Source organism: Ferrovibrio terrae (genome assembly GCF_943372915.1).
GTDB lineage: Bacteria > Pseudomonadota > Alphaproteobacteria > Ferrovibrionales > Ferrovibrionaceae > Ferrovibrio > Ferrovibrio terrae_A.
Genome location: NZ_CALSAN010000004.1, coordinates 173,844 through 197,465, shown reverse-complemented (window position 1 = coordinate 197,465; position 23,622 = coordinate 173,844). Strand labels below are relative to the sequence as shown.

The 23,622-nt window shown below is 61.5% G+C and carries 25 protein-coding genes; 13 read left to right on the top strand and 12 right to left on the bottom strand.

The genetic code is table 11. The features are described 5' to 3' along the window. Nucleotides 1-87: 87 nt before the first annotated feature. The 6 genes from AAG821_RS04770 to AAG821_RS04745 form a co-directional block, all read right to left on the bottom strand. Nucleotides 88-858 carry an arginyltransferase gene (locus tag AAG821_RS04770; protein WP_341910419.1) on the bottom strand — a complete coding sequence of 257 codons (771 nt, stop codon included), beginning with the start codon at nt 856-858 and terminating at the stop codon, nt 88-90. A gap of 82 nt (nt 859-940) precedes the next feature. Further along, the gene (locus tag AAG821_RS04765) at nt 941-1,426 is read right to left on the bottom strand and encodes an RDD family protein (RefSeq protein ID WP_341910420.1); all 486 of its coding nucleotides are present in this window, start codon (nt 1,424-1,426) and stop codon (nt 941-943) included. A 6-nt stretch (nt 1,427-1,432) separates the two neighbouring features. Continuing rightward, nucleotides 1,433-2,626 (bottom strand): flagellar motor protein MotB, encoded by a 1,194-nt coding sequence (locus AAG821_RS04760; RefSeq protein WP_341910421.1) that lies wholly within the window; start codon nt 2,624-2,626, stop codon nt 1,433-1,435. 20 nt (nt 2,627-2,646) lie between these two features. Next, on the bottom strand, nt 2,647-3,507 hold the full coding sequence (gene motA / locus AAG821_RS04755) for a flagellar motor stator protein MotA (protein ID WP_341910422.1): 861 nt from the start codon (nt 3,505-3,507) through the stop codon (nt 2,647-2,649). A gap of 154 nt (nt 3,508-3,661) precedes the next feature. Next, complete coding sequence (locus AAG821_RS04750) at nt 3,662-6,175, bottom strand: penicillin acylase family protein (protein WP_341910423.1); 2,514 nt, start codon at nt 6,173-6,175, stop codon at nt 3,662-3,664. 49 nt (nt 6,176-6,224) lie between these two features. Further along, nucleotides 6,225-6,794: a hypothetical protein gene (locus AAG821_RS04745; protein WP_341910424.1), complete on the bottom strand. Its 570-nt coding sequence runs from the start codon at nt 6,792-6,794 to the stop codon at nt 6,225-6,227. Between the two features lie 211 nt (nt 6,795-7,005). Between AAG821_RS04745 and AAG821_RS04740 the strand changes: the two genes are divergently transcribed. Continuing rightward, nucleotides 7,006-7,893 (top strand): NAD(P)-dependent oxidoreductase, encoded by an 888-nt coding sequence (locus tag AAG821_RS04740; RefSeq protein WP_341910425.1) that lies wholly within the window; start codon nt 7,006-7,008, stop codon nt 7,891-7,893. Between the two features lie 28 nt (nt 7,894-7,921). Here AAG821_RS04740 and hemB read toward each other — a convergent pair whose 3' ends face one another. Genes hemB through AAG821_RS04725 form a run of 3 tightly spaced genes read right to left on the bottom strand, consistent with a single transcriptional unit; the run spans nt 7,922 to nt 11,493 of the window. After that, a complete protein-coding gene (gene hemB / locus AAG821_RS04735) occupies nt 7,922-8,944 on the bottom strand; it encodes a porphobilinogen synthase (RefSeq protein WP_341910426.1) in 1,023 nt (340 codons plus the stop codon). Further along, complete coding sequence (locus AAG821_RS04730; protein ID WP_341910427.1) at nt 8,945-9,172, bottom strand: addiction module antidote protein, HigA family; 228 nt, start codon at nt 9,170-9,172, stop codon at nt 8,945-8,947. 53 nt (nt 9,173-9,225) lie between these two features. Next, nucleotides 9,226-11,493, bottom strand: a complete 2,268-nt coding sequence (locus AAG821_RS04725) for an ATP-binding protein (protein WP_341910428.1) — start codon at nt 11,491-11,493, stop codon at nt 9,226-9,228. A 149-nt stretch (nt 11,494-11,642) separates the two neighbouring features. On the opposite strand from AAG821_RS04725, the gene AAG821_RS04720 reads away from it, so the two are divergent. From AAG821_RS04720 to mmsB, 3 genes are read left to right on the top strand one after another with little or no spacing between them, the layout of a single operon-like run. After that, nucleotides 11,643-12,794 carry an isobutyryl-CoA dehydrogenase gene (locus AAG821_RS04720; protein ID WP_341910429.1) on the top strand — a complete coding sequence of 384 codons (1,152 nt, stop codon included), beginning with the start codon at nt 11,643-11,645 and terminating at the stop codon, nt 12,792-12,794. 19 nt (nt 12,795-12,813) lie between these two features. After that, on the top strand, nt 12,814-13,863 hold the full coding sequence (locus AAG821_RS04715; protein WP_341910430.1) for an enoyl-CoA hydratase/isomerase family protein: 1,050 nt from the start codon (nt 12,814-12,816) through the stop codon (nt 13,861-13,863). Nucleotides 13,864-13,891: 28 nt separating this feature from the next. Beyond that, complete coding sequence (gene mmsB, locus AAG821_RS04710; RefSeq protein ID WP_341910431.1) at nt 13,892-14,782, top strand: 3-hydroxyisobutyrate dehydrogenase; 891 nt, start codon at nt 13,892-13,894, stop codon at nt 14,780-14,782. 7 nt (nt 14,783-14,789) lie between these two features. Here the strand turns inward: mmsB and AAG821_RS04705 are convergent, their stop codons facing one another. The 3 genes from AAG821_RS04705 to AAG821_RS04695 all read right to left on the bottom strand — a co-directional run bounded on the left by AAG821_RS04705 (nt 14,790) and on the right by AAG821_RS04695 (nt 15,971). Continuing rightward, on the bottom strand, nt 14,790-15,275 hold the full coding sequence (locus AAG821_RS04705; RefSeq protein WP_341910432.1) for a PRC-barrel domain-containing protein: 486 nt from the start codon (nt 15,273-15,275) through the stop codon (nt 14,790-14,792). Beyond that, complete coding sequence (locus AAG821_RS04700) at nt 15,275-15,466, bottom strand: hypothetical protein (RefSeq protein ID WP_341910433.1); 192 nt, start codon at nt 15,464-15,466, stop codon at nt 15,275-15,277. The genes AAG821_RS04705 and AAG821_RS04700 overlap by 1 nt, the downstream gene beginning before the upstream one ends. A 106-nt stretch (nt 15,467-15,572) precedes the next feature. After that, complete coding sequence (locus AAG821_RS04695; protein ID WP_341910434.1) at nt 15,573-15,971, bottom strand: RidA family protein; 399 nt, start codon at nt 15,969-15,971, stop codon at nt 15,573-15,575. 190 nt (nt 15,972-16,161) lie between these two features. On the opposite strand from AAG821_RS04695, the gene AAG821_RS04690 reads away from it, so the two are divergent. The 9 genes from AAG821_RS04690 (at nt 16,162) to glyA (ending at nt 23,618) form a co-directional block, all read left to right on the top strand. Beyond that, the gene (locus tag AAG821_RS04690) at nt 16,162-16,371 is read left to right on the top strand and encodes a hypothetical protein (RefSeq protein WP_341910435.1); all 210 of its coding nucleotides are present in this window, start codon (nt 16,162-16,164) and stop codon (nt 16,369-16,371) included. 20 nt (nt 16,372-16,391) lie between these two features. After that, nucleotides 16,392-17,306, top strand: coding sequence for a branched-chain amino acid ABC transporter permease LivH (locus AAG821_RS04685; protein ID WP_341910436.1), 915 nt, complete (start codon nt 16,392-16,394; stop codon nt 17,304-17,306). Nucleotide 17,307: 1 nt separating this feature from the next. Beyond that, nucleotides 17,308-18,594: a high-affinity branched-chain amino acid ABC transporter permease LivM gene (livM, locus tag AAG821_RS04680; RefSeq protein WP_341910437.1), complete on the top strand. Its 1,287-nt coding sequence runs from the start codon at nt 17,308-17,310 to the stop codon at nt 18,592-18,594. Further along, the gene (locus tag AAG821_RS04675; RefSeq protein WP_341910438.1) at nt 18,591-19,412 is read left to right on the top strand and encodes an ATP-binding cassette domain-containing protein; all 822 of its coding nucleotides are present in this window, start codon (nt 18,591-18,593) and stop codon (nt 19,410-19,412) included. The genes livM and AAG821_RS04675 overlap by 4 nt, the downstream gene beginning before the upstream one ends. Next, the gene (locus AAG821_RS04670) at nt 19,412-20,122 is read left to right on the top strand and encodes an ABC transporter ATP-binding protein (protein WP_341910439.1); all 711 of its coding nucleotides are present in this window, start codon (nt 19,412-19,414) and stop codon (nt 20,120-20,122) included. The genes AAG821_RS04675 and AAG821_RS04670 overlap by 1 nt, the downstream gene beginning before the upstream one ends. Then, entirely contained in the window at nt 20,122-20,472 is a 351-nt protein-coding gene (locus AAG821_RS04665) for a DUF6867 family protein (RefSeq protein WP_341910440.1), read from the top strand. Before AAG821_RS04670 ends, AAG821_RS04665 begins: the two co-directional genes overlap by 1 nt. A 69-nt stretch (nt 20,473-20,541) precedes the next feature. Beyond that, the gene (locus tag AAG821_RS04660; RefSeq protein ID WP_341910441.1) at nt 20,542-21,642 is read left to right on the top strand and encodes a branched-chain amino acid ABC transporter substrate-binding protein; all 1,101 of its coding nucleotides are present in this window, start codon (nt 20,542-20,544) and stop codon (nt 21,640-21,642) included. Between the two features lie 196 nt (nt 21,643-21,838). Next, nucleotides 21,839-22,282 carry a ribose 5-phosphate isomerase B gene (gene rpiB, locus AAG821_RS04655; RefSeq protein ID WP_341910442.1) on the top strand — a complete coding sequence of 148 codons (444 nt, stop codon included), beginning with the start codon at nt 21,839-21,841 and terminating at the stop codon, nt 22,280-22,282. Nucleotides 22,283-22,310: 28 nt separating this feature from the next. After that, complete coding sequence (glyA, locus tag AAG821_RS04650; RefSeq protein WP_341910443.1) at nt 22,311-23,618, top strand: serine hydroxymethyltransferase; 1,308 nt, start codon at nt 22,311-22,313, stop codon at nt 23,616-23,618. Nucleotides 23,619-23,622: the final 4 nt, after the last annotated feature.

Below are 23,622 nucleotides of genomic sequence, written 5' to 3'. Positions count from 1 at the left end.
TGGGCGCAACAACGTGGTGTACACGGAGAATCCGCATACGGTCGGGGAAAATACCCCTGCTCAGTGCCCGAGGCAAGAAACTGGGAGTCAGACCAAAGTGGGTACGGCGAGGGCCGGTTGGGGCTCTGGTTCGGCTTGTGGGCGCAGGCGCCGCCAGCCCTCCTGGGTCAGGGCTTCCAAGGGGCGGAAACGGCTCTTATAGGCCATTTTCCGGCTCTCAGCGATCCAGTAGCCGAGGTAGACATAGGGCAGACCCAGATCGCAGGCATTCTGGATATGCCAGAGGATGACAAAGCTGCCCGGGCTGCGGCCCTCGAAATCGGGGTCGAAATAGCTGTAGACCAGCGACACGCCGTCGCTCATTTCGTCAATCAGGCAGACCCCGAACAGCCGGCCATCGGCATTGCGGAACTCGGTCAGCCCGCTGCGTACCGGGCTATCCTCGACCATGGCGCGATAATCGGCAAATTCCATGTCTGCCATGCCACCACCGTCGTGGCGCGCGGTCACATAGCGGCGGAACACCTGGTAATGCTCGCGGGTGGCATAGGCGGGCAGGCGACGGGCCAGTACGCCGGCATTGCGACGCAGGATGCGGCGTTGGGCATGATTGGGCTCAAACTCGGCAGCCGGCACGCGCACCGGCACACAGGCATTGCAGTTTTCGCAAGCAGGCCGATAGGCCAAATCCTGGCTGCGGCGAAAGCCAGCCTGGCTGAGCGCGTTATGCAGCCCATCCGGGTCGTCACCGGCAAGCAGCGTCACCACTTTGCGTTCCAGCCGGCCCGGCAGATAGGGGCACGGTGTGGGTGGCGTGGCGAAGAAGTGCCGCAAAGGTATCTGCAGCCGATGTTTCACGTCGCAGTCCATCCACTCAAGAGTCGAAAACAGATTAGCGTAATTGACCGGCTTGGGGAGGGGGTATTCTGCGCTTTTATTGTCACGCCCGGCGCACGACCATGGTGCCGCACAGCAGATCGTGCAGGCAGCGCCGCCGGTTGCTGAACAGGGGCCAGAGCAGGATCAGGCCACCGGTGAAGCTGGTCGTCACATAAAACACGGCAGTGTGCAGCAGGGCCTGAATATAGCCCGGTTTGCCGCCACTCCAGACCCGCACCTCAAGGCCGAACAGACGCATACCCAGGGTGGCAGCTGCCGTGCTGCCGATGGTGAGGGTGTGGTAGGCCACCGGGATGGCGGCGGCGATCAGGATCAGGAGGGGTGTGAGCAAGCCGAAGGTGGCGACGGTGAGCACGACCAGGGCGATCTTGTAGAGGAACAGCAAACCCAGCAGCACGATCAGGTCGACCAGATATGCAAAAGCCCGCCGCCACAGCAGGCCCTCGAAACGGGCCGGGTTGGAGAAGGGATCGATCACCGGTACCGCGGTGGGGATCAACTCAGAGGACGAGGGGTGTTCTGTCACGCGATCTTACCGGCTGGGCATGATGCGGATCTGGCTGTTCGACCCTGGGCCGCCAAGGCCAGGCGGCGGCGGCGGCGGCGGCGGCGGGTTGCGCAGGGCACCAGGCCGGATGACACCGGGCTGGAAACCGCCGCTGCTGCCTGAGCCGCCACCAGCTCCGCCGGCCGTGTTGGTGCCGGGCTTCGGTACATCGCTGAGCAGTAGGATGGCGATGCGGCGATTGCGGGCATCCAGCGGGTTGTCCTTGATCAGCGGATCCTGGTCGGCATTGCCGGTGACCTGGCGGATACGTTCGGTTGGCACGCCGGCTTCGATCATCGCCCGCCGCGCCGCATTGGCACGATCGGCGGAGAGTTCCCAATTCGAATACGCGCCCTGGCCGCGGAAAGGCTGCGCGTCGGTGTTGCCGCTGATCGCCAGCTTGTTCGGCAGTTTTGAGACCGCCTGTGCCACTTGCTGCATCAGGCGTCGGGTCTTCTCGCTCATGCCAGCACTGCCGGACGGGAACATGGATGACTGCTCCTCGTCGACCAGCTGGATGCGGAATCCCTCCGGCGTGTTGTCGAACACGATCTGCTTCGACAGTTCTGCCAGTTGCGGGTTTTCCTGGATCGCCTGACGGATCTGGGCCTCAACCTCGCGGAAGTTTTCCGCTTCGGCCTGTGCCACGCGTTCGCGTGCAGCCTGCGCATCGATCTGCTGCAGGTCGAGAACCTGCTCCTGGCCGCCGCCCTGGCCTTCCTGGGCCTGCTGGCCTGCACCGCGCTGAGCGGCCTCGGCCGGGTCCGGGAAACGATCGCCCTGGGTGCCCGCCGCCGGCGGCGGCTGGCGCGAGTCAGGATAGCGCTGGTCGTATTGCGGCTGATCCGGCTGATCGCTTTTTTCAGCGGAGGGACCAATCACCATCGAAGGTAGGCCAAAACTGGAAATCTTGCCGCCGTCTTCCAGGATGGTGCGGCCACCCATCACACCGCCGGCACCTGACAGGCTGCGGCTGACCGAAGCAGGCGAGAAATAGTCGGCAACGCCCTTCTTTTGCTCGTCGGTGGTAACGTTGAGCAGCCACAGCAGCAGGAAGAAGGCCATCATCGCGGTCACGAAATCCGCGTAAGCCACCTTCCAGGCGCCGCCATGCGCAGAATGGACGCCCTTCTTGATCTTCTTGACGATGATAGGGCGTTCGCCATCGAGACCGGCCATCGCTCAGCGCTCCGCGATCGTCAAACCGACTGCACTTTGCTGGTCGCTTCTTCAACTTCGTAGAAGCTCGGCCGCACATTCGACATCAGCGATTTGCGTGCAAACTCCACCGAAACCGCCGGGGCATAGCCCTGCAAATGCGCGAGCAGGCCGGCTTTCATGCACATCAGGTATTTGCTGTCGTGTTCCATTGTGGCCTTGCAGGCCGCGGCAATCGGCGAAACGATGCCATAGGACATGAGAATGCCGAGGAAGGTGCCGACCAGCGCGCCGCCGATCAGCTTTCCGAGCACTTCGGGCGGTTCGCTGATCGAGCCCATGGTCTTGATAACGCCGAGCACGGCGGCAACGATACCGAGCGCGGGGAAGCTTTCACCGAAAGCATTGATCGCCGATTGGGCAAGGTGATCTTCCTGGTGATGGACTTCCAGTTCCATGTCCATCAGCGATTCCATCTCATGCGGGTTCTCGCTGCCCAATGTCATCAGGCGCAGATAGTCGCATATGAAATCCATGGCATGGTGGTCGCCCATGAATTTGGGAAACTGGGTGAAGAGTTTGCTCTCTTCCGGTTTTTCGATGTGCTGTTCCAGGGCCAGCATGCCCTTGCTCTTGGCGAGTTTGAACACGCTGTACATCATCGACAGCAGTTCAAGGTAATCGTCCTTGGTGTATTTCGGGCCCTTGAAGGCGGTCTTGAAGCCGTTCAGGCCGGATTTCAGCACCGGCTTCGGGTTGCCGACGATAAAAGCGCCGACGCCGGCGCCGCCGATGATGACAAGCTCGAACGGCTGCCACAGCACGGCGAGTTTACCGCCCATGGCAACATAGCCACCGAGCACGCAGCCCAAACCGACAATGGAGCCGATAATAATCAGCATCTTGACTCTCCATGCCGCACCCAGCCGATTTCGCGGACGCGAATCTGCCCAGGCACGCAACCCAACCTTTCTTATCGTATGCGGGGGGTAAATAGAATATTGAAAAGGGGTAATGGTTTATGCCGGATTGCCGGACAGAGGCCCCTTTTAGCGCTTACTGACGGGCGGTCAGACGCAGGCGGCCCATGGCCCCAGCCTCAAAATCGGCCGGCCGCATCGACATGGGGATATAATCGACGGCTGCCCAGGGGGCGGCAAAATCCCGGTAATGCGGTGACAGGACATGACCGGACTGGCCGGTCGAATGCATGAATTGCGAGCGGTTTAGGTCGGCCAGATCGTAGATGGCCCGCAGGGAGGCGGCATGATGATTGCCGAACGGGTCGGCCTCGTTGCCCATGTCGCTCCGGCCTACATTGATGGTGAAGGCGTCGCCCGGCGTGGGCACGCTGACCTCGAACAGGCGGCGTAACACAGGAATGTTACTAAACGGCCGATGCGGTGCCCGGGTCGCATGAGCATCGCCCCAGCGCCAGCGGGCCAGATCCGACCCAAAGCGGGTCTTCAGATCGTCAAGGGCACGATCCAGGGACTCGGCAATCAGGTCGGCGCAGGTGGTTGCGGCCCCGGTCGCCACATTGGCGCACCAGCGGGCCTGACCATCGCGATTCGACAGGATGTTCTTCATCAGCACGGGGCGGAAACGCCATAGTGGTTGGAAGGCTTCGCCCAGCTCGTCGGCAAGCACCAGCCGGCTCAATTCGCGATACCAGGCCTGGAAGATCAGCGGTTCCGGGCGGTTGATCGTCATGTTGCCGTCCCAGGTCGCCAGCATTGCATGACTGCCCGGCACTTCGGCATTGCGCGGGGCTGTTTTGGGCGGTACCGCCAGCATCAGCGGCAGGATATCTGTCGCCATCAGAGACAGCGTGTCGCCTTGCAGCTGTTTGAAGCTTTCAACGGAATGAACATTGCGTTCTTTTAGCAGATTCTCGATGCGGCGTGCGCGATAGGGCTCGGCCCATTCCGACGTGATGAAAAACGGATAGTTGTCGGGCACAATTTTGTGGTTTGCGGTGACCAGCATGCCCTGGGGTGGGTTGTAGCTGCGCGGGAGCTGGTCGAACGGGATGAAGCCGGTCCAGTCATACCGGGCATCCCAGCCAGGTGCAGGCGAGAGACCTTTAAGATCGTTGTCGGGGCGACGGATCGGAATCAGGCCTGGTGCCACGAACCCGATATTCCCCTCGCGATCGGCATAGACGATGTTTTGTTGTGGCGTCACAAAGCGGCGCAGATTCTCGTTGAAGCTCTTCCAGTCGGTGACGCTGTCGAGGCCAAGCAGCGAGTCTGCGGTCGTGTCGTCGTCGCGCAGGGCCGTCCAGGCAAAGGCCAGCACATAGCCGGGTTCGATCAGGCGCTGGGCGCGGTCATGCACATCAGAAATCACCGGGCCATGGCGGGTTTCGCGCACGGTCAGCACGATATCGCTGCCCCCGCGCAGTTTGATCACTTCCTGCCGCGTCACAAAGGCAGCCGAACCATCGGGTGTGAGATAGCGGCCAGGATCGTTCGGGTCGATCCTTTCAATATAGAGATCCTGCGTGTCAGGGCCCGTATTGGTGAAGCCCCATGCCACGCGGCCATTATGGCCCAGCACGATACCCGGCACGCCGGGCAGGGTTGCACCAATAGAGGCACCGACAGGTGTCATCAGATGCGCGAAATACCAGATCGCAGGGGATGTGAGGCCCAGATGCGGATCGTTGGCGAGCAGGGGCTGCCCGGTCACTGTCCTCTTGCCATGGATGACCCAGTTGTTCGATCCGATGCCTTCGGGCCGCTCAGGCGGCAGGATTTTCTGCAACCGCTCGATATCAAGCGTAGCTGCAACTTCCCGATACAGATCTCCGATATCTGCCAGTGCCACGGGTCCGTCACCCGGATAGGGCGGGTAGAACTCCTCGATCTGCTGTTTGCTGAGACGGCGGGATAAACCCAGTCTCGCGAGTTCGCTGCCCCAGTTTCCACTCAAATCCCAAGCCATCATCTTGAGCCAGCCCAGGGAGTCGGCCGGCGTCCAGGGCTCCGGTTTGACGTCGAATGCAATGAATTCCGGCGGCAGCGGGCCGCTATTGTTGGCAAGGAAGGCGTTCACACCATCGGCATAGGCCTGCAGGGTGTCCTGTGTGGCCGGCTGCAGGGCCGCAAACGCGGTTACAGCCTTGCGGCGGATGCCAAGCGTACGCAGGAATTTGTCGGTATTCAGCGCTGGGGTGCCAAACAGCTCTGCCAATCGGCCGGCAGCAACGCGGCGCTGGATTTCCATTTGCCACAGGCGGTCCTGGGCATGGGCATATCCAAGACCGAAGGCCGCGTCGTTGCGGCTGTTGGCGCGGATGTGGGGAATGGCATGGCGATCGCGCAGGATGTCGACGGGGCCGGCCAATGTCTGAGCGACTTTGATTTCACCGTCGATTGCAGGCAACGACAGCCGAGCAAGAATGTAGATGGCGCTGCCGGCAAGGCCAACAAGAACAATCAAAGCGACGACTAATCTGACAACCCAGCGCATAAAGTCCTGCTCGCCAAAACACAGCAGCAGGCTTAGCAGATTCGATAATGATTTGCAGGATTGAAATGATGCCCGGGCAAAGCAATTCTGCAATTGCCCGCGAGAGGCGCAGGTTCAGTTCATAGCCGCCAGTCAGTTGAACTCAGGCGATCGCGAGCTGCTTGCCGCCAGACGGAACACTCTGCAAGCTGCCGAAAGCGGCCGCAGCTGCTGCCGCGGCCTGAGGGCTTGCCGGCGTAGCCGGGGCCGCAGGCGCGGTTGGTGTTTGCAGACCAGGCGGGGTCTGGGCAGCCTGAGCTGCGTTGTCAGCGGCACTGCCGATAACGCGTGGCTGCTGCGACGTGTCGCTGTTCTCCGATTGTGTGCCTGCGCGCAGGTCCGAGTCTTCGGGCAGGTTTTGCGTATACTCACGCACTGCACGCGGGCTCGGGTACTGCTGCTGCACCTCGCCGGTCTCGCTGTTGCGAATTTCGACGATGGCGAGCCGCGATGTGATGTCGAGCCGGATGAAGGGGCTGACATACACAGCAACATTTGCGGATGGAGATGAAACAGCCACCTCTTCACGAGCGGGCTTTTCATCGCGCACGGCTGGGACTGCAACATCAGCGGTTGCAGTGGAAGGGGAGTTGCTACTTACTCGGACAGCATTGCGGGCACTCGCACCGCTGCTGCCCGACGCGGCATAATTGCCGATGGTGTCGAGCGGCATGATGGGTTTCTCCCACGCCAGATAAAGTAACTCTACATTCTATTTACCTTAATTTTGCCTGATCTGCAAGCAGTAATTGTTTGATGCCATTGATCAATCGCCAAGAGTGCGTTAATGCGGCAATTGCCTGTCCCAGCGGCATAGTGCAAACTGCATCCGCCGCGCGCAGTTAACCATAACCGCTTGTTATTCTTTGATTTTGGGGGAAATGATGGCGAAGGTTGCATTTATTGGTCTGGGGGTCATGGGCTACCCGATGGCCGGGCATTTGGTTAAGGCTGGCCATACTGTGTCGGTCTGGAACCGCTCCGCAGAGAAGGCCGACAAATGGGTCGCCCAGCACAAGGGGCAGAAGGCTGCAAACCCGAAGGCGGCTGCCGCAGGCGCTGAATTCGTGATGGCCTGCGTCGGTAACGACGACGACCTGCGCTCGGTCACCTATGGCGATACGGGCATCCTGGCCGGTCTGGCCAAGGGCGCAGTCTTCGTCGATCACACGACGGCCTCGGCCGATGTGGCCCGCGAGATCGGCGAGAAAGCCAAGGCCAGTGGGCAGGGCTTCATCGATGCGCCCGTCTCTGGCGGGCAGGCCGGCGCCGAGAACGGCCAGCTGACCATCATGTGCGGTGGCGATGCGGCGATCTATGAGAAGGTCAAGCCGGTGATCCAGGCCTACGCCAAGATGCAGAACCTGATGGGGCCGACCGGCAGCGGCCAGTTGACCAAGATGATGAACCAGATCTGCATCGCCGGCCTGGTACAGGGCCTGGCGGAAGCGCTGGCTTTCGGTCGTGCCTCGGGACTGGACCTGACGAAGGCCGTCGAGGTGATCTCCAAGGGTGCCGCCGGTTCATGGCAGATGGACAACCGCCACAAGACCATGATCGAGGGCAAGTTCGATTACGGCTTCGCCGTCGACTGGATGCGCAAGGATCTCAGCATCTGCCTGGCCGAAGCGCGTCGCAATGGCGCCAGCCTGCCGGTGGCGGCGCTGGTCGACCAGTTCTATGCCGAAGTGCAGCAGATGGGCGGCAACCGCTGGGATACGTCCAGCCTGATCGCCCGCCTGGAAGCCACCAAGACGGCCAAGAAGTTCTGATTGATGTGAAAGCCGAGGGTACAGCCGGTTACGGCTGTTTCCCTTCGGCGATCATGCGGGCAATGTCGCGCGCAAAGTACGTCAGCACGCCATCGCAGCCGGCGCGCTTGAACGACAAAAGGCTTTCCCAGGCCACCTTTGCGCGATCGAGCCAGCCGCGTTCGGCCGCCCCGGCCAGCATCGCGTATTCCCCCGATACCTGGTAGGCGAAGGTCGGCAGGCCAAAGGTGTCCTTCACGCGCCAGCAGATATCCAGATATGGCATGCCCGGCTTGACCATCACCATGTCGGCGCCCTCGGCGATATCCAGCGCCACTTCACGCAGGGCTTCATCGCCATTGGCCGGGTTCATCTGGTAGGTCCGCTTGTCGCCCAGCCCGAGATTGACGGATGAGCCGACGGCATCACGGAACGGGCCATAGAAAGCCGAGGCGTATTTCGCCGCATAGGCCATCAGCTGGGCATTGCGGAAACCTTCACGCTCGAAGGCCTTGCGGATCGCGCCGATACGGCCATCCATCATATCGGACGGCGCGGTAATGTCGCAGCCGGCGCGCACCTGCACCAAAGCCTGCTGTACCAGCAACTCAACCGTTTCATCGTTGAGGATTTCGCCGTCCTTAAGCAGACCGTCATGACCGTGGCTGGTATAGGGATCGAGCGCGACATCGCACAGGATGCCCAGATTCTTCGTAGCACTCTTCACGGCGCGTACCGTGCGGCAGACCGTGTTGTCAGGATTGAGGGCCTCGCGGCCATCATCGGTCTTCAGCTTCGGATCGGTGGCCGGGAACAGCGCGATGGCGGGAATGCCCAATGCCTCGGCTTCCTTCGCAGCAAGCACGGCATTGTCGATGGTCAGGCGCTCAACCCCCGGCATTGAGGGGATCGCAGCATTAGCCTTCGCGTCATGCACGAAGATCGGCCAGATCAGGTCATTGGCGCTGAGGTTGTTTTCGGCAACCAGGCGACGGGTCCAGTCGGACCGGCGCAGCCGGCGGGGCCGCGAGGCCGGAAATTGCGGCAGAGGGGGAACGGGGCTGTTGCTCATTCAGAATGATTTATCAAACCGCTCCTGAAACGCAATCCAGACCCAGGGGGAAGTGCCGAAAATCCGACCCAGCCGCATGGCCAGGCCGGCAGAGATCGGCCGTTCACCCGACAGGACCAGGCGGAGCAGCTTGCGCGGAATATGGGCTTCGCGCTGAAAATGGTCGGGATCGGTGCCGCGGGCGATGATGGCCCGTTCAAGCAGAACGCCTGGGTGGATCGGCAGCATATCCTAGCCTCGCACATCGACACTTGATCGAGGCGATTCTGCAGTCGGGCTGGTTAATGCCCCGTAACACCGCCGCCTGTACTACCGCCGCCCTGCGGTTTGCGCCCTGCAAGACGGTCGAACTGCTGCACCAGATCGGCAATATCGGCCTCGATCGGGCGTGGCGGCAGCAGGGTGGAGGCGTCATTGGCCGCCGTTGGAGCCTGGGGTGCCGGTTGCGGCTTCGGCTCCTGCAGACCCAGTTTGGCCGTCAGTTCCACATCCTCGCGGCAGCGCACGGTGAACCAGAAGGTTGAGCCTTCACCCGGTGCGCTGATCACGCCAATCTCGCCGCCCATCAGATGCACCAGATGCTTGCAGATGGTCAGGCCAAGGCCAGTGCCGCCATACCGGCGGGTCATCGAGATGTCGGCCTGGGTGAAGGGTTCAAACAGGGTCAGCTGCTGTTCGGGCGCAATACCGATCCCGGTGTCGCGGATGGCGCAATGCAGCATGAAGTCGCCATTCTGCAGCGGTGTGGCCGTGATGGTGAGCGTCACTGTGCCTTTTTCAGTGAATTTGACGGCGTTGCCGACCAGGTTGGTCAGAATCTGGCGTAAACGAAGTGGATCGCCGATCACATGCTCGGGCACGCTTTCGGCGATGTCTAGGATCAACTGGTTGCCGTTTTCCCTGGCGCGTGGCGTCAGCAGGGCAACCACGCTGTCAATCGAAGGCCGCAGGTCGAAATCAATTGCCTCGATATGCAGCTTGCCGGCTTCAAGCTTGGAAACATCGAGGATGTCGTCGATCAGGCCGAGCAGATCCCGTGCTGATTGATGCGCAACTTCAGCATATCGCTTCAGCGCCGGCTCGATCTCGCTGCGCTGGATCAGGCTGAGCATGCCCAGCACGCCATTCATTGGCGTGCGGATTTCATGGCTCATCATGGCGAGGAAACTCGACTTGGCCTTATGGGCGGTTTCGGCGGCATCCCTGGCTAATGCCAGTGCCTGCGCCGTTTCAGCCAACTTGACCGACTGCTCCTCCAGCGTCTGGCGCTGCAATTCCAGTTCATTCATCTGGCGGCGGATCTGGTCCACATCTTCCAGGCTGCCGATCATGCGCACCGGTTTGCCGGCCTCGTCCCGGGTTGCCTCAGCGCGTGCCAGAACCCAGATATAAACGCCATTGTCGCGCCGGATGCGGAACTCTGCTTCATAGGGCTTGTGTTGGCGCAGGGCCGTGTTGACGCGTTGCATGACCATGCCCTGGTCGTCGGGATGCATCAGCTCGGTAAAGGCGGCAATGGTGGTGCGTGATGCCAGCAGGCTGCGGTCGTTGCTGTCCTGCAGGTAGTTGGCAACGATCAAGAGATCGCCGGTCTGTAAATCCCAGTCCCAGATACCGAGGCGGCTGCTGCGGGCGGCGGCCTCGAACAGATCATTGCTCGCCTGCAGTGCTGCACGTGCTTCAGCCATGGCGCGTTGCTGGATCATCACGCGCACCGCCAGCGCGATCAGCCCGGCAATCATGTAGGTCGCCACCAGGCAGGCAGTAAAGGAGAGGGCCGGCACCAGCGGCAGCGACGTGCTGGCGACATTGGCCTGCCAGAGGATGAAGGATGCAATGATCCCGCCGATCAGTACGACGCTCTGCCCGGCCAGCAGTTGGATCGGTGCAATCGAAGGTGACGCATGGAAAGTGCGGGCGGCACAGGCCGCCCCCATCAGCAGCAGGATAACGGCACCATCGGGCAGGGCCGCGGCATGAATGGTCCAGCTCTCTGCCTGCGGCAGGATATCCAGTGCCCCAATGGCAAGGGTGATCGAGAGTGCCACGAGGGTCATGGCAACCGACCAGCCGAGCGGCACATTGCCGATCGTGGCGCGTTTCGAGACCGAGACATACAGGCGTGCCGCCGTCAGCAGGGCGCCGATCCCGACCACGGGCCCCATATGGCCAGACCACAAGGCGCTGAACGACAGTGGAGCGGAAGCCTCGGCAGCCAGCCGCAGCTCGGGATGAGTGATAAAGGAAAACAGGCTGACAATGCTGAGGCAGGCGAGCGCCAGGGCCAGCAGGCGCGACAGGGCGCCGGCGGTATCGCGCGTCAGCAATGCAAGGCTCGCCAGGACGGCAACTGCGGCCACGTCTGCATGGAACGGTGGTGCGCCTGGCAACCAGGCAATGTCCATCGCCCCTGAGAGGAGTGGCGGGGTCGCCAGCATGGCGGCAATGCCCAGCATGGTGCCAGCCAGGGCATAGGCCAGCCCACGCAACGGCCAGCCAATGCCGCTCTCGGCATCAGACTGGTGTGTTGTGGAGGTAGTTGGCAGCATTGGCTCTTAATGGCGGCAGGGCCGAAATTCGCGCGGGAGGCTAGCATGCAGGCACTGCCCATGCGACTCTGTTGCAGGGCCAGACGCAACGGCAGCCGTTGACTGCCGACAAGCGGGCGATTAAGACCCGCTTTAAGGGAGAAAATCCGATGCTGTTCGAGTTATCCGATGATCAGCGGGCCATTCAGGAGACAGCGCGTCGCTTCGCGCTGGATCGGATGCAGCCGAATGCCGCAGCATGGGATGAGAAAAAACACTTTCCGGAAGATGAGTTGCGCGAGGCTGCGGCCCTAGGCTTTGGGGGCATTTATGTCTCTGACGCAGTCGGCGGTTCGGGCCTCAGCCGCCTTGATGCCGCAATCATCTTCGAAGAGCTGGCGGCTGGCTGCACATCCACGGCCGCCTATATCTCGATCCACAATATGGCGGCCTGGATGATCGACCGCTTCGGCAATGACGAGCAGCGCCAGCGCTTGTTGCCAGACCTGTGCAGCATGCAGCGCTTCGCCTCCTATTGCCTGACCGAGCCCAATGCAGGTTCCGATGCGGCGGCCTTGCAGACCAGGGCAGCGGATGCCGGCGATCATTATGTGCTGAATGGCACCAAGGCTTTTATTTCAGGCGGCGGACGTTCGGATGTCTATGTCTGCATGGTGCGAACTGGCGAGGCCGGCGCGCGCGGCGTGACCTGCCTGGTGGTGGAGAAGGGCGCGCCCGGACTGTCTTTCGGCGCGCAGGAACGCAAGCTGGGCTGGAACAGCCAACCGACCGCCATGGTGATCTTCGATGATTGCAAGGTGCCCAAGGCCAACCGGATCGGTGAAGAGGGCGAGGGCTTCCGCATCGCTATGGCTGGGCTGGATGGCGGCCGTATCAACATCGGCGCCTGTTCGCTGGGTGCGGCCAAGGCCTGCCTGACAGCGGCACGCGAATATGTCTCCAGTCGCAAGCAGTTCGGCAATGCCATCGGCAGTTTCCAGGCAACCCAGTTCAAGCTCGCCGATATGGCAACCGACCTGGCCGCAGCGCGGCTGATGATCCGCCAGGCCGCCGCCATGCTGGATGCCAAGAGCCCCGAGGCCACGATGTATTGCGCGATGGCCAAGCGGTTTGCCACCGATGCCGGCTTTGCCATCTGCAATGATGCTTTGCAGCTGCATGGCGGCTACGGGTATCTGAAGGACTATCCGATCGAGCGCTACCTGCGTGATGCGCGGGTGCACCAGATCCTCGAAGGCACCAACGAGATCATGCGCGTGATCATCTCGCGCGCCCTGATGTCGGGTTCATTCCACGATTGAGTCATTTCCGGAGTTTGCAGTGAGCAACGACATTCTGTTTTCCGTCGATAACGGCGTCGCCATTATCCAACTGAACCGCCCCCAGGCCCTGAATGCTTTGACACATGACATGTGTCTGCCACTGGAAAAGCATCTGCGCAGCTGGGCGACCGATCCGGCCGTCAAAGCGGTGATCATCAAGGGCTCGGGCGAGAAGGCCTTCTGCGCCGGCGGCGATATCCGCAAGCTGGCCGATCGCGGCCCCGAGGGTGTCAGTTACCGCAAGTCCTTCTGGTATGACGAATACCGCTGCAATACCCTGATCGGTGAGTATCCGAAGCCTTTCATTGCGCTGATCGACGGCATCTTCATGGGCGGCGGCGTAGGACTTTCGGTGCATGGCAGCCATCGCATCATCAGCGAGTTTGCCCATTTCGCCATGCCGGAAACCGGTATCGGCCTGTTCCCCGATGTGGGCGGCACCTATTTCCTGCCGCGCTGCCCGGGAGAGTTGGGCACTTTTCTTGGTCTGACCGGTGCGCGACTGAAAGGCGCCGATATCCTCACAGCCGGTGTCGCCACGCATTTCGTGCCGCGTGAAAAAATGCCGGCCCTGGAGCAGGCGCTGATTGCAGCTGCGCCGGCAGACAAGGCTGCGATCGACGCTGTCGTGGCGGGGTTCACCAGCGATGCCGGGGCATCGCCGCTGGCTGAGCGCAAAGCTGAAATTGACCGCCGCTTTGCCGGCGACAGCGTCGCCGCCATCATGACCGCATTGGAAACCGACCCGAGCCCGTTCTCCATCGAGCAGATGGGCATCATTCGCAGCAAGTCGCCCACTTCGGTCAAGCTCACCTTCGCACAGCTCCGGCGTGGCCGCAGCCTGTCGCTGCGCGACTGCATGAGGCTGGAGTGGCGCATCTGCAACCATGTCGCACTTGGCCATGATTTCTATGAAGGCGTGCGCGCGGTGATCATTGACAAGGACCACAAGCCGAAGTGGCAACCGGCGCGGCTGGAGGACGTCTCCGACGCCGAGATTGAGAAGTATTTCATGCCGGTTCAGGACGGCGAATTGCAATTCGACTGAATAAACAGAACAAGCGGGAGAAACGACCATGGCAAATATCGGCTTTATCGGCGTCGGCAATATGGGCGGTCCGATGGCGCGCAATCTGCTGAAAGCCGGCCATACGGTAAAAGCCTTCGACCTCATGCCGGAACTGGTGCAGAAGGTGGTTGAGGCTGGCGGCACCAAGGCTGCCACCGCCGCCGATGCCGCCCGCGATGTCGATGCCGTCATCACCATGCTGCCGGCCGGCAAGCACGTGAACAGCGTTTACACGGGTGAAAAAGGGATTCTTGCGGCCGCCAAACCCGGGACCCTGTTCATCGACAGCTCGACCATCGATGTGAAGACGGCGCGTGAAACGATTGCCGCTGCCGACGCCAAGGGCATGTTGATGCTGGATGCGCCGGTTTCCGGTGGCATCGCCGGTGCCGAGAATGCCGCATTGACCTTCATGGTCGGCGGCAGCGACGCAGCGTTTGCCAAGGCCAAGCCGATTCTGGAAGCCATGGGCAAGAAGATCGTCCATGCCGGCGGCGCCGGGAACGGTCAGGCCGCCAAGGTCTGCAATAACATGGTGTTGGGAATCACCATGATCGGCATCTCCGAAGCTTTCGTGATGGCTGAGAAGCTGGGCCTCTCGGCGCAGGCGATGTTTGACATTGTTGGCAGTTCATCGGGCTCCTGCTGGGCGCTGATGAATCACTGCCCGGTGCCGGGTCCGGTGCCCACGTCGGCGGCCAATCGCGACTACAAGCCGGGCTTTGCGGCCGAACTGATGCTGAAGGATCTGAAGCTGTCGCAGGAAGCCGCGCGTTCCGCCAAGGTGCAGACCCCGCTGGGCTCGGAGGCCACAGCGCTCTATGCTGAATATGTCGATAACGGCAACGGTGCGCTGGATTACTCGGGTATCATCCGGATGATCCGCGATCTGGGCTGAAACTGCGTCAGCCCGGCTGGCGCTTTGGCGCGGTGAATTTCGCCTGGTCACGCAATTCATCCTTGCTGAGCTGCGTGATGAAACTGACCACCGCATCCTTGCGTTCGAAGCGGACCTGTTTCCAGTTGATTTCGACACGGTCCTCGGCCAGGCCGAGCAGCTTGTCGATGCCGATCACCAGGGCAACCACCCGGCCGTCACGGTCGAGGACGATGTTCTCGATCGTACCCAGGGTATCACCGGCTTCATTGCGCAGCTTGGCGCCGACGGCTGCAACCTGATCGCTGCTCAGCTGCGGCATGTTTTGCTCGACGGAAAAATCAGGGGTCTTGTCTTTCTCGCCGAGCGGCATGCCAGGCACGGCATTGGGCCCGGGAACGGCAGGGCGTGGCTGGCGCGGTGCCGGTTCCTCCTGTTTGGGGGCTTGCTGTGCCAGGCCTGCAGTGGCCCAGCCAAACAGAACAAGGCTGACAAGTACGGGCAGGGTGCGCATCAGCGTCGCTCCACAGTGGTGCTGGTAGCCATCAGCCTGGGCGTGGTGTAGCTGGGATGGGATTGGCGGAGGTCATCGCCCCACAGAATGCCGGCCTCTTGCCGCGGGGCCGTGTGGACCCATTCGTTGAAGGCCACGAAAGGCAGACTGGCTATGCAGGCTGCGCCGAGAATCAGCAACAATTCACGCATGGCTCATCTCCTTTCAGGAGAATGACCGCCGCAAGTGGGGTCATGAACCAAACGTTAAGGTATGGAGCTGGTTCCGGTTCGGGACGGGAAATTAAAGCGCGCGCGATCAGGTGGTTGGCGGAATAACCGCGGTTGCCTCGATCTCGACCTTGGCGCGGTCTTCCAGCAGGGCGGCAACCTGCACCAGAGTCATGGCTGGGAAATGCTTGCCCAGAATATCGCGATAGGCTTTGCCGAGATCGGCATTGCGCGCCATGTAATCGCGCTTGTCGACCACATACCAGGTCAGCCGCACGATATGCTCCGGCCGGCCACCGGCTTCGGCCAGCACGCGCACGATGTTGCGCAGGGCCTGGCGCGTCTGGTCGACGAGGTCATCGCTTTCGAATTGTGCCTCGGCTGTCCAGCCGATCTGGCCGGCCACGAAGACCAGGCGGCCTTCGGCGGCAACACCATTGGCATAGCCCTTCGGCTTGGCCCATTCGGCGGGGTTGAGACTCTGCATCTGATGCACCCGGTGAATCTTTTCTGAGATTTATTTTATATATAAAATATTATGATGGAATGGGCAAGCGCACAGAGCAGCCGGCAATTAAATTTCCCGTCCGGCATCTGTTGCGCAGCAAGACGTCCGGCCCTGTGCAAAACCGGTTTAACCCTTGAGCCAGCTTGTGAAGGAGTGTTACAGACGATTCATGTCAGACGCGACAGGGAGCGATGACGAGGACTGGGAAGCGATCGTCGAGTTTCGCCGCTACGGTGCGGCGTTGCAGGTGATTGCGATCGATCCGGACACCGGGAAAGAAGTGTCCATGGTCGGGGATCCACGCCTGTCCAGGGACGAACTCGGACGGTTGGCGGTGCAAAAGCTCCGCTATGTGCTGAACAAGCAGCGCAGCGACTAGTCGGGCGATAACGGGGGCGAATGGAGTATTTCCTACAGCAGTTGATCAATGGCCTGACGCTGGGCGCGGTCTACGCGCTGATCGCCATCGGTTACACGATGGTCTATGGCATTATCGGGATGATCAATTTCGCGCATGGCGAAATTTACATGATCGGCGCCTTCATCGCCGTGATCACCTTTTCCATCCTGGGCGTCACTGGCATTACCTGGGTACCGCTATCACTGCTGATCGTATTGATCGTTTCCATGCTGATCACCGGCTTGTATGGCTGGACCGTCGAGCGGATCGCCTATCGACCTTTGCGTGGCTCGTTCCGGCTGGCGCCGCTGATCTCGGCCATCGGCATGTCGATCTTCCTGCAGAATTACGTGCAGATCGCCCAGGGTGCCAAGATCAAGCCGCTGCAGCCCATGATTCGCGGCGGCATCGAGCTGGTGAAAGGCGAAACCTTCTCGGTCACGCTGTCCTACCTGCAGATCATCATCATGGTGATGACGCTGCTGCTGATGCTCGGGTTTTCGTATCTGATCTCGGCAACACCGCTGGGGCGTGCCCAGCGCGCCTGCGAGCAGGACCGCACCATGGCAGCCCTGCTGGGCGTCAACACAGACCGCACCATCTCGCTGACCTTTGTGATTGGCGCCGTTCTGGCTGCTGTCGCCGGTGTGATGGTGACGCTGTATTACGGCGTGGTGGATTTCTACATCGGCTTCCTGGCTGGCCTGAAGGCCTTCACCGCCGCAGTGCTGGGCGGCATCGGCAGCCTGCCCGGCGCCATGCTGGGCGGCTTGCTGATTGGCCTGATCGAGGCCTTCTGGTCGGCCTATTTCAGCATCGAGTACAAGGATGTTGCCGTCTTCGGCATTCTCGTCGTCGTGCTGATTTTCCGTCCGACCGGCCTGCTGGGCCGCCCGGAAGTCGAGAAGGTGTGAGATGACGGCGGCCGAACGTCTGCGCGATGCATTCCTGGCCGCTGGCGTGGCAGCGCTGCTGGCTCTGCCGCTGATCGGCTTCGAGACCGTCGATACCGGCGGTCCGCTCGGGATCAAGACGCGTTTCGATTATATTGCCTATGCGGCTGTAGCCGTTTTCCTCGGCCGTCTTGGCATGCGGATCGCGTTCGACTGGAATCGCAATCGCCGTGAGCAGGACAGCCAGGCCGGCTCTGATCGGAAGGAACTGCTCAGCGATCTGGGTCGCAAGGCCGACAAATGGCTGATGCCGGTGTTGATCGGCTTTGCCCTGATCCTGCCGATGCTGCCGTTTGCCAGCCGCACCGTGGTCGATCTCGCCACCGTTGTTCTGATCTACGTGATGTTGGGCTGGGGGCTGAACATTGTTGTCGGCCTCGCGGGCCTGCTTGATCTCGGTTATGTCGCCTTCTATGCAGTGGGTGCCTACACCTACGCTCTGCTGTCGATGCATTTCGGCTTTGGTTTCTGGGCTGCCCTGCCACTGGCGGGACTGTTTGCCGCCACTTTCGGTGTTATTCTCGGTTTTCCGGTGCTGCGTCTGCGCGGCGACTATCTGGCCATTGTCACGCTCGGTTTCGGCGAGATCATCCGTGTGATCCTGCTCAACTGGCAGCCGGTCACCGGAGGCCCTGCCGGCATCTCGGGCATCCAGCGGCCGTCATTCTTCGGTTTTCCGTTCAGCAACGACCCGCCGGATGGCACAACCTCATTCCATCAGCTGTTCGGCCTGGAATTCGCCTCGATTCATCGCATCATCTTCCTCTACTACGTGATCCTGGCTCTGGCGCTGATCACCAATATCTTCACCATGCGCATCCGCAAGCTGCCGGTCGGTCGTGCCTGGGAAGCCCTGCGTGAGGACGAGATCGCCTGCACCGCGCTCGGCATCAACCCGACCAACACCAAGCTGACGGCTTTTGCCATCGGCGCCATGTTCGGCGGGTTTGCCGGCAGCTTCTTTGCCACGCGCCAGGGCTTCATCAGCCCGGAGAGCTTCAGCTTCATTGAATCGGCCGTCATCCTCGCCATCGTCGTACTGGGCGGCATGGGCAGCCAGGCCGGCATCGTGCTGGCGGCAGCCTTCCTGACCCTGCTGCCGGAAGTGGCGCGTGAGTTCGCGCTGTTCCGCATGCTGGCCTTCGGCGCGGCGATGGTGCTGATCATGGTCTGGCGACCGCAGGGCCTGCTGGCCCATCGCGAACCCACCATTCGGCTGAATGCTGCTGCAGGGAAGGGGACATCATGACGATGCCGCTTCTGAAGGTCGAACACCTGACCATGCGGTTCGGCGGCCTGATCGCCGTCAACGATGTGTCCTTCAATGCGATGCCGAACCAGATTACCGCGGTGATCGGTCCGAACGGCGCAGGCAAGACCACGGTGTTCAACTGCATTGCCGGCTTCTACAAGCCCACCGTCGGCCGCCTGACGCTGAACAACAATGGCACGCCTTATCTGCTGGAGCGCATGCCGGGCAATGACATTGCCGCCAAGGCCCGAGTGGCCCGGACTTTCCAGAATATCCGCCTGTTCCCCAAGATGACCGTGCTGGAGAACCTGATTGTTGCCCAGCACAACAAGCTGATGCGGGCCTCTGGCTACACATTGTTTGGCCTGCTTGGCTTGCCGGGGTATCGCAAGGCCGAGGCCGATGCGGTTGAGCGCGCGCGGTATTGGCTTGATCGCACCAGCCTGCTGGATATGGCCGACGAGACAGCCGGCAGCCTGCCCTATGGCGGCCAGCGCCGGCTGGAGATCGCGCGCGCCATGTGCACCGAGCCGGTGCTGCTCTGCCTCGATGAGCCGGCCGCGGGCCTCAACCCACGTGAATCTGCCGATCTGAACGCCTTGCTGCGCTTCATCCGTGATGAGCACAAATGCGGTGTGCTGCTGATCGAGCATGACATGAGCGTGGTGATGGAAATCTCCGATCACATCGTGGTGCTCGATTACGGCAGGAAGATTGCCGATGGTTCGCCCGATGCCGTGCGCAACGACCCGAAGGTGATCGCAGCCTATCTCGGCGAGCCGGAAGACTCCGCTGTGGCGAAAGGCGCCGCCTGATGCTCTCTGTCAGCGGTCTGCACACCTACTACGGCGCCGTGCATGCTTTGAAGGGCGTCGATATCGAGGTCGGCAAGGGCGAAATCGTCGCCCTGATCGGTGCCAACGGAGCCGGCAAGTCGACGCTGCTGATGAGCATCTGCGGCCATCCCAAGCCGCGCCATGGACAGGTGAAACTGGGCGGTACCGATATCACCGGCAGTCCGACCCACACTCTGGTGCGGCGCGGCCTGGCGCATGCGCCGGAAGGCCGCCGCATTTTCCCGCGCATGACGGTTCTGGAAAATCTGCGCATGGGCGCGGTGGCCTGCGACCCGGCCCATTTCGATAGTGACCTTGAACGCGTGTATGGCCTGTTTCCGCGCCTGAAGGAACGCAGCGAGCAGCGTGGTGGTACTTTATCGGGCGGCGAGCAGCAGATGCTGGCGATTGCCCGGGCCCTGATGAGCCGGCCGAAACTGCTGCTGCTGGATGAGCCCTCGCTTGGTCTCGCCCCGCTGGTGGTGAAGCAGATCTTTTCGATCATTGAAGAAATCAACCGCACCGATGGCGTTACCGTGCTGCTGGTCGAGCAGAATGCCTATCATGCGCTGAAATTAGCGCATCGCGGCTATGTGCTGGTCAATGGCCGCATCACCATGAGCGGCAGCGGAGCCGAGCTGCTGGCCAACGAGCAGATCCGCGCGGCGTATCTGGAAGGCGGGCACTGATGCAGGCCATCCTGGGCGAGAGTATCTGGGTATTCCTCGGCCTCACGGTGGTGCTGGTTGGCGGCTGTGCCTTCCTGATGGGGCAGGCGATCGCCGGAACCTGGCGCCCGTATTGGCAGATTTTGCCCTACAGCCTGATCCTGGCGGCGACGAACCGCTTTCTCGCCTTTGCTTTATTCAAGGAGCAGTTGCTGGCCGTGATTCCCTATCTGGTTTCGGTTGTTGTGGTCTGGGCCCTGGCCAGTTTCGGGTTCCGGCTCACCCGGGTCGATATGATGGTTCACCAGTATCCATGGCTCTACGAACGCTCCAGCCTGCTCGGCTGGCGCGATAAACAAGAAACACCTTAGGTTGTTGCCGAGCCCCGGCGGACTGCACTAGACTTTTCGTCAGCGTATTCAAAACAGGGAGAAGAAATCATGCGTAAACTTACGACTGGTTTGGCCGTTATCGCGTCGCTCGGGCTGTTTGCCGGTGCCGCTTCGGCCCAGATTAAAGTCGCCCTTAATGGCCCGATCACCGGCCAGCTTGCCAGCTTTGGCGAGCAGATGAAGCGTGGCGCCGAAATGGCGATCGCCGACATCAATGCCGCCGGCGGCGTCAATGGCCAGAAGCTGCAACTGGTCATCGGTGACGATCAGTGTGACCCGAAGCAGGCGGTGGCGGTTGCCAATCGCGCTGTACAGGAAAAGGTCGCCGTGGTGTTCGGCCACTTCTGCTCGGGCTCGTCGATCCCGGCCTCGGATGTCTACAAGGAAGAAAACATCCTGCAGATCACCCCGGCCTCGACCAACCCGCGCTATACCGAGCGCGGTTACAAGAACGTGTTCCGTGTCTGCGGTCGCGATGACCAGCAGGGCATCGTTGCCGGCGATTACATTCTCGACAAGTTCAAGGGCAAGAAGATCGCGATCGTGCACGACAAGACCCCGTATGGTCAGGGTCTGGCCGAAGAAACCAAGAAGCGCCTGAATTCCAAGGGCGTGACCGAGACCATGTTCGAAGCCGTGACTGCCGGCGAGAAGGATTATTCGGCGCTGGTCTCGAAGATGAAGCAGGCCGGCATCGACCTGATCTATCTCGGTGGCTACCATCCCGAAGGCGGCCTGATCGTGCGCCAGGCCAAGGAGCAGGGCCTCAATGCCCCGCTGATGGGTGGCGATGCTCTGGTCGACAAGCAGTTCTGGGCGATTTCAGGCCCGGCCGGCGAAGGTTCGCTGATGACCTTTGACGCCGATCCGCGCAAGAATCCGGTGGCCAAGCCGCTGGTCGATAAGTTCAAGGCCCAGGGCTACGACCCGGAAGGTTACACGCTGTACACCTATGCGGCTGTGCAGGTCTGGGTGCAGGCGGCGACAGAGGCCAAGTCGATCAAGACGGCCGATGTCGAGAAGGTGATGCGCAGGGGCAAGTTCAAGACCGTGCTGAACGAAATCTCCTTCGACGCCAAGGGCGACACCACCTCGCCGGCCTACAAGGTCTATGTCTGGAAGAACGGCGCTTATGACTATGTGAACTGATCCCCCTCAGGGGTTGGTGAGGAGGGCCCGGCTGCAGACGCCGGGCCCTTATCTTTTTGGCCACAGTTTTCGCTTTTTGTTCTCTTGGTCGGGCGGGCGTATTCCAAGCCCTCTGAGCATTTCCCTTGTTGGTAGGGTTGGCACCTGCCACCGGATATTGTAGGGTCCGCCCGTCTTTCCCCGAGGTGCTCCGCCGATGTCCAAGCCCACGGTTGCTCTCGCTGCCGATCACGCTGGTTTTGAGTTGAAAAACCTGCTGCGCGATGAGCTTAAGGCCCAGGGCTATGATGTCCTCGACCTCGGTACCAATTCCTCCGACAGCGTGGATTACCCCGATTTCGGCCGCAAGCTGGCGGAAACCGTCGCCGCTGGAAAGGCCGCCCGCGGCGTTGCCGTCTGCGGCACCGGTATCGGCATCTCGATTGCCGCCAACCGCATTCCCGGGTGCCGCGCGGCGCTGGTGCATGACATCACAAGCGCCCGCCTGTGCCGCGAGCATAATGATGCCAATGTGCTGGCCTTGGGCGCCCGCCTGATCGGCGTCGAGACAGCACGGGACTGCCTCAAGGCCTTCCTCGAAACCCCCTTTGCCGGTGGCCGCCACAGCGGCCGCGTCGCCAAGCTTGGCCAGCCGGCCTGACCGCATTCAGACGCCCAGGAGTTCTCCGATGTCCAGCCCCGCCGCCAAGCCCACCGTCACCCATGCCGGCTTTTTCGAGCGCACGCTCGCCCAGGCCGATCCGGAAATCTTTGCCTCGATCACCAAGGAACTGGATCGTCAGCAGCATCAGATCGAACTGATCGCCTCGGAAAACATCGTCAGCCGCGCCGTACTGGAAGCGCAGGGCTCGGTGATGACCAACAAGTATGCCGAAGGCTATCCGGGCAAGCGTTACTACAACGGCTGCGAATTCGTCGATGTCGCCGAGACGCTGGCGATCGAACGCGCCAAGACCATCTTCGGCTGTGGTTTCGCCAATGTTCAGCCGCATTCCGGCGCACAGGCCAACCAGGCGGTGTTCATGGCCGTGCTGAAGCCGGGCGATACCTTCATGGGGCTCGATCTTGCGGCCGGCGGCCATCTCACCCATGGCTCGCCCGCCAACCAGTCGGGCAAGTGGTTCAACGTGGTGCCCTATACCGTGCGCCAGGACGATCAGCGCATCGACATGGACCAGGTTGCCAAGCTGGCCGAGCAGCATAAGCCGAAGCTGATCATCGCCGGCGGCTCGGCCTATCCGCGCTTCTGGGACTTTGCCCGTTTCCGCGCGATTGCCGACAGCATCGGCGCGCTGTTCATGGTCGACATGGCGCATTTCGCCGGCCTGGTTGCCGGCGGCGTGCATCCGAGCCCGTTCCCGCATGCCCATATCGCCACCACCACCACGCACAAGACGCTGCGTGGTCCGCGCGGTGGCATGGTGCTGACCAATGACGAGGCGCTGGCCAAGAAGATCAACTCGGCCGTCTTCCCCGGCCTGCAGGGCGGCCCGCTGATGCATGTGATCGCCGGCAAGGCCGTGGCCTTTGGTGAAGCACTGACACCGGAATTCCGCTCCTATGCCCAGGCCGTGGTCGACAATGCCAAGGCGATGGCGGCGGCGCTGCAGGAGCGCGGCTACGACCTTGTCTCCGGCGGCACCGACAATCACCTGATGCTGGTCGATCTGCGCTCCAAGGGCCTGAAGGGTAATGTCTGCGTCGAGAGCCTGGAGCGGGCGCGCATCACCACCAACAAGAATGGCGTGCCGTTCGATACCGAAAAGCCGACTGTGACGTCTGGCGTGCGCCTGGGCAGCCCGGCCGGCACGACACGCGGCTTCGGCGTGGCCGAATTTCGGCAGATCGGCGGCCTGATCGCCGATGTGCTGGATGGTATTGCCAAGCAGACCAACGACAATTCCGACGTGGAACGGGCTGTGGCCGAAAAAGTGGTGGCGCTGTGCAATCGCTTCCCGATCTATCCGCAGCTCTGAGTAC

What these genes read in the sequence shown, in the direction of transcription:
- AAG821_RS04760 (WP_341910421.1), bottom strand. Translation starts at nt 2,626, where the DNA reads ATGGCCGGTCTCGATGGCGAACGCCCTATCATCGTCAAGAAGATCAAG.
- motA (WP_341910422.1), bottom strand. Translation starts at nt 3,507, where the DNA reads ATGCTGATTATTATCGGCTCCATTGTCGGTTTGGGCTGCGTGCTCGGT.
- AAG821_RS04745 (WP_341910424.1), bottom strand. Translation starts at nt 6,794, where the DNA reads ATGCCGCTCGACACCATCGGCAATTATGCCGCGTCGGGCAGCAGCGGT.
- AAG821_RS04740 (WP_341910425.1), top strand. Translation starts at nt 7,006, where the DNA reads ATGGCGAAGGTTGCATTTATTGGTCTGGGGGTCATGGGCTACCCGATG.
- hemB (WP_341910426.1), bottom strand. Translation starts at nt 8,944, where the DNA reads ATGAGCAACAGCCCCGTTCCCCCTCTGCCGCAATTTCCGGCCTCGCGG.
- AAG821_RS04730 (WP_341910427.1), bottom strand. Translation starts at nt 9,172, where the DNA reads ATGCTGCCGATCCACCCAGGCGTTCTGCTTGAACGGGCCATCATCGCC.
- AAG821_RS04725 (WP_341910428.1), bottom strand. Translation starts at nt 11,493, where the DNA reads ATGCTGCCAACTACCTCCACAACACACCAGTCTGATGCCGAGAGCGGC.
- AAG821_RS04720 (WP_341910429.1), top strand. Translation starts at nt 11,643, where the DNA reads ATGCTGTTCGAGTTATCCGATGATCAGCGGGCCATTCAGGAGACAGCG.
- mmsB (WP_341910431.1), top strand. Translation starts at nt 13,892, where the DNA reads ATGGCAAATATCGGCTTTATCGGCGTCGGCAATATGGGCGGTCCGATG.
- AAG821_RS04705 (WP_341910432.1), bottom strand. Translation starts at nt 15,275, where the DNA reads ATGCGCACCCTGCCCGTACTTGTCAGCCTTGTTCTGTTTGGCTGGGCC.
- AAG821_RS04700 (WP_341910433.1), bottom strand. Translation starts at nt 15,466, where the DNA reads ATGCGTGAATTGTTGCTGATTCTCGGCGCAGCCTGCATAGCCAGTCTG.
- AAG821_RS04695 (WP_341910434.1), bottom strand. Translation starts at nt 15,971, where the DNA reads ATGCAGAGTCTCAACCCCGCCGAATGGGCCAAGCCGAAGGGCTATGCC.
- AAG821_RS04690 (WP_341910435.1), top strand. Translation starts at nt 16,162, where the DNA reads ATGTCAGACGCGACAGGGAGCGATGACGAGGACTGGGAAGCGATCGTC.
- AAG821_RS04685 (WP_341910436.1), top strand. Translation starts at nt 16,392, where the DNA reads ATGGAGTATTTCCTACAGCAGTTGATCAATGGCCTGACGCTGGGCGCG.
- livM (WP_341910437.1), top strand. Translation starts at nt 17,308, where the DNA reads ATGACGGCGGCCGAACGTCTGCGCGATGCATTCCTGGCCGCTGGCGTG.
- AAG821_RS04675 (WP_341910438.1), top strand. Translation starts at nt 18,591, where the DNA reads ATGACGATGCCGCTTCTGAAGGTCGAACACCTGACCATGCGGTTCGGC.
- AAG821_RS04670 (WP_341910439.1), top strand. Translation starts at nt 19,412, where the DNA reads ATGCTCTCTGTCAGCGGTCTGCACACCTACTACGGCGCCGTGCATGCT.
- AAG821_RS04665 (WP_341910440.1), top strand. Translation starts at nt 20,122, where the DNA reads ATGCAGGCCATCCTGGGCGAGAGTATCTGGGTATTCCTCGGCCTCACG.
- AAG821_RS04660 (WP_341910441.1), top strand. Translation starts at nt 20,542, where the DNA reads ATGCGTAAACTTACGACTGGTTTGGCCGTTATCGCGTCGCTCGGGCTG.
- rpiB (WP_341910442.1), top strand. Translation starts at nt 21,839, where the DNA reads ATGTCCAAGCCCACGGTTGCTCTCGCTGCCGATCACGCTGGTTTTGAG.
- glyA (WP_341910443.1), top strand. Translation starts at nt 22,311, where the DNA reads ATGTCCAGCCCCGCCGCCAAGCCCACCGTCACCCATGCCGGCTTTTTC.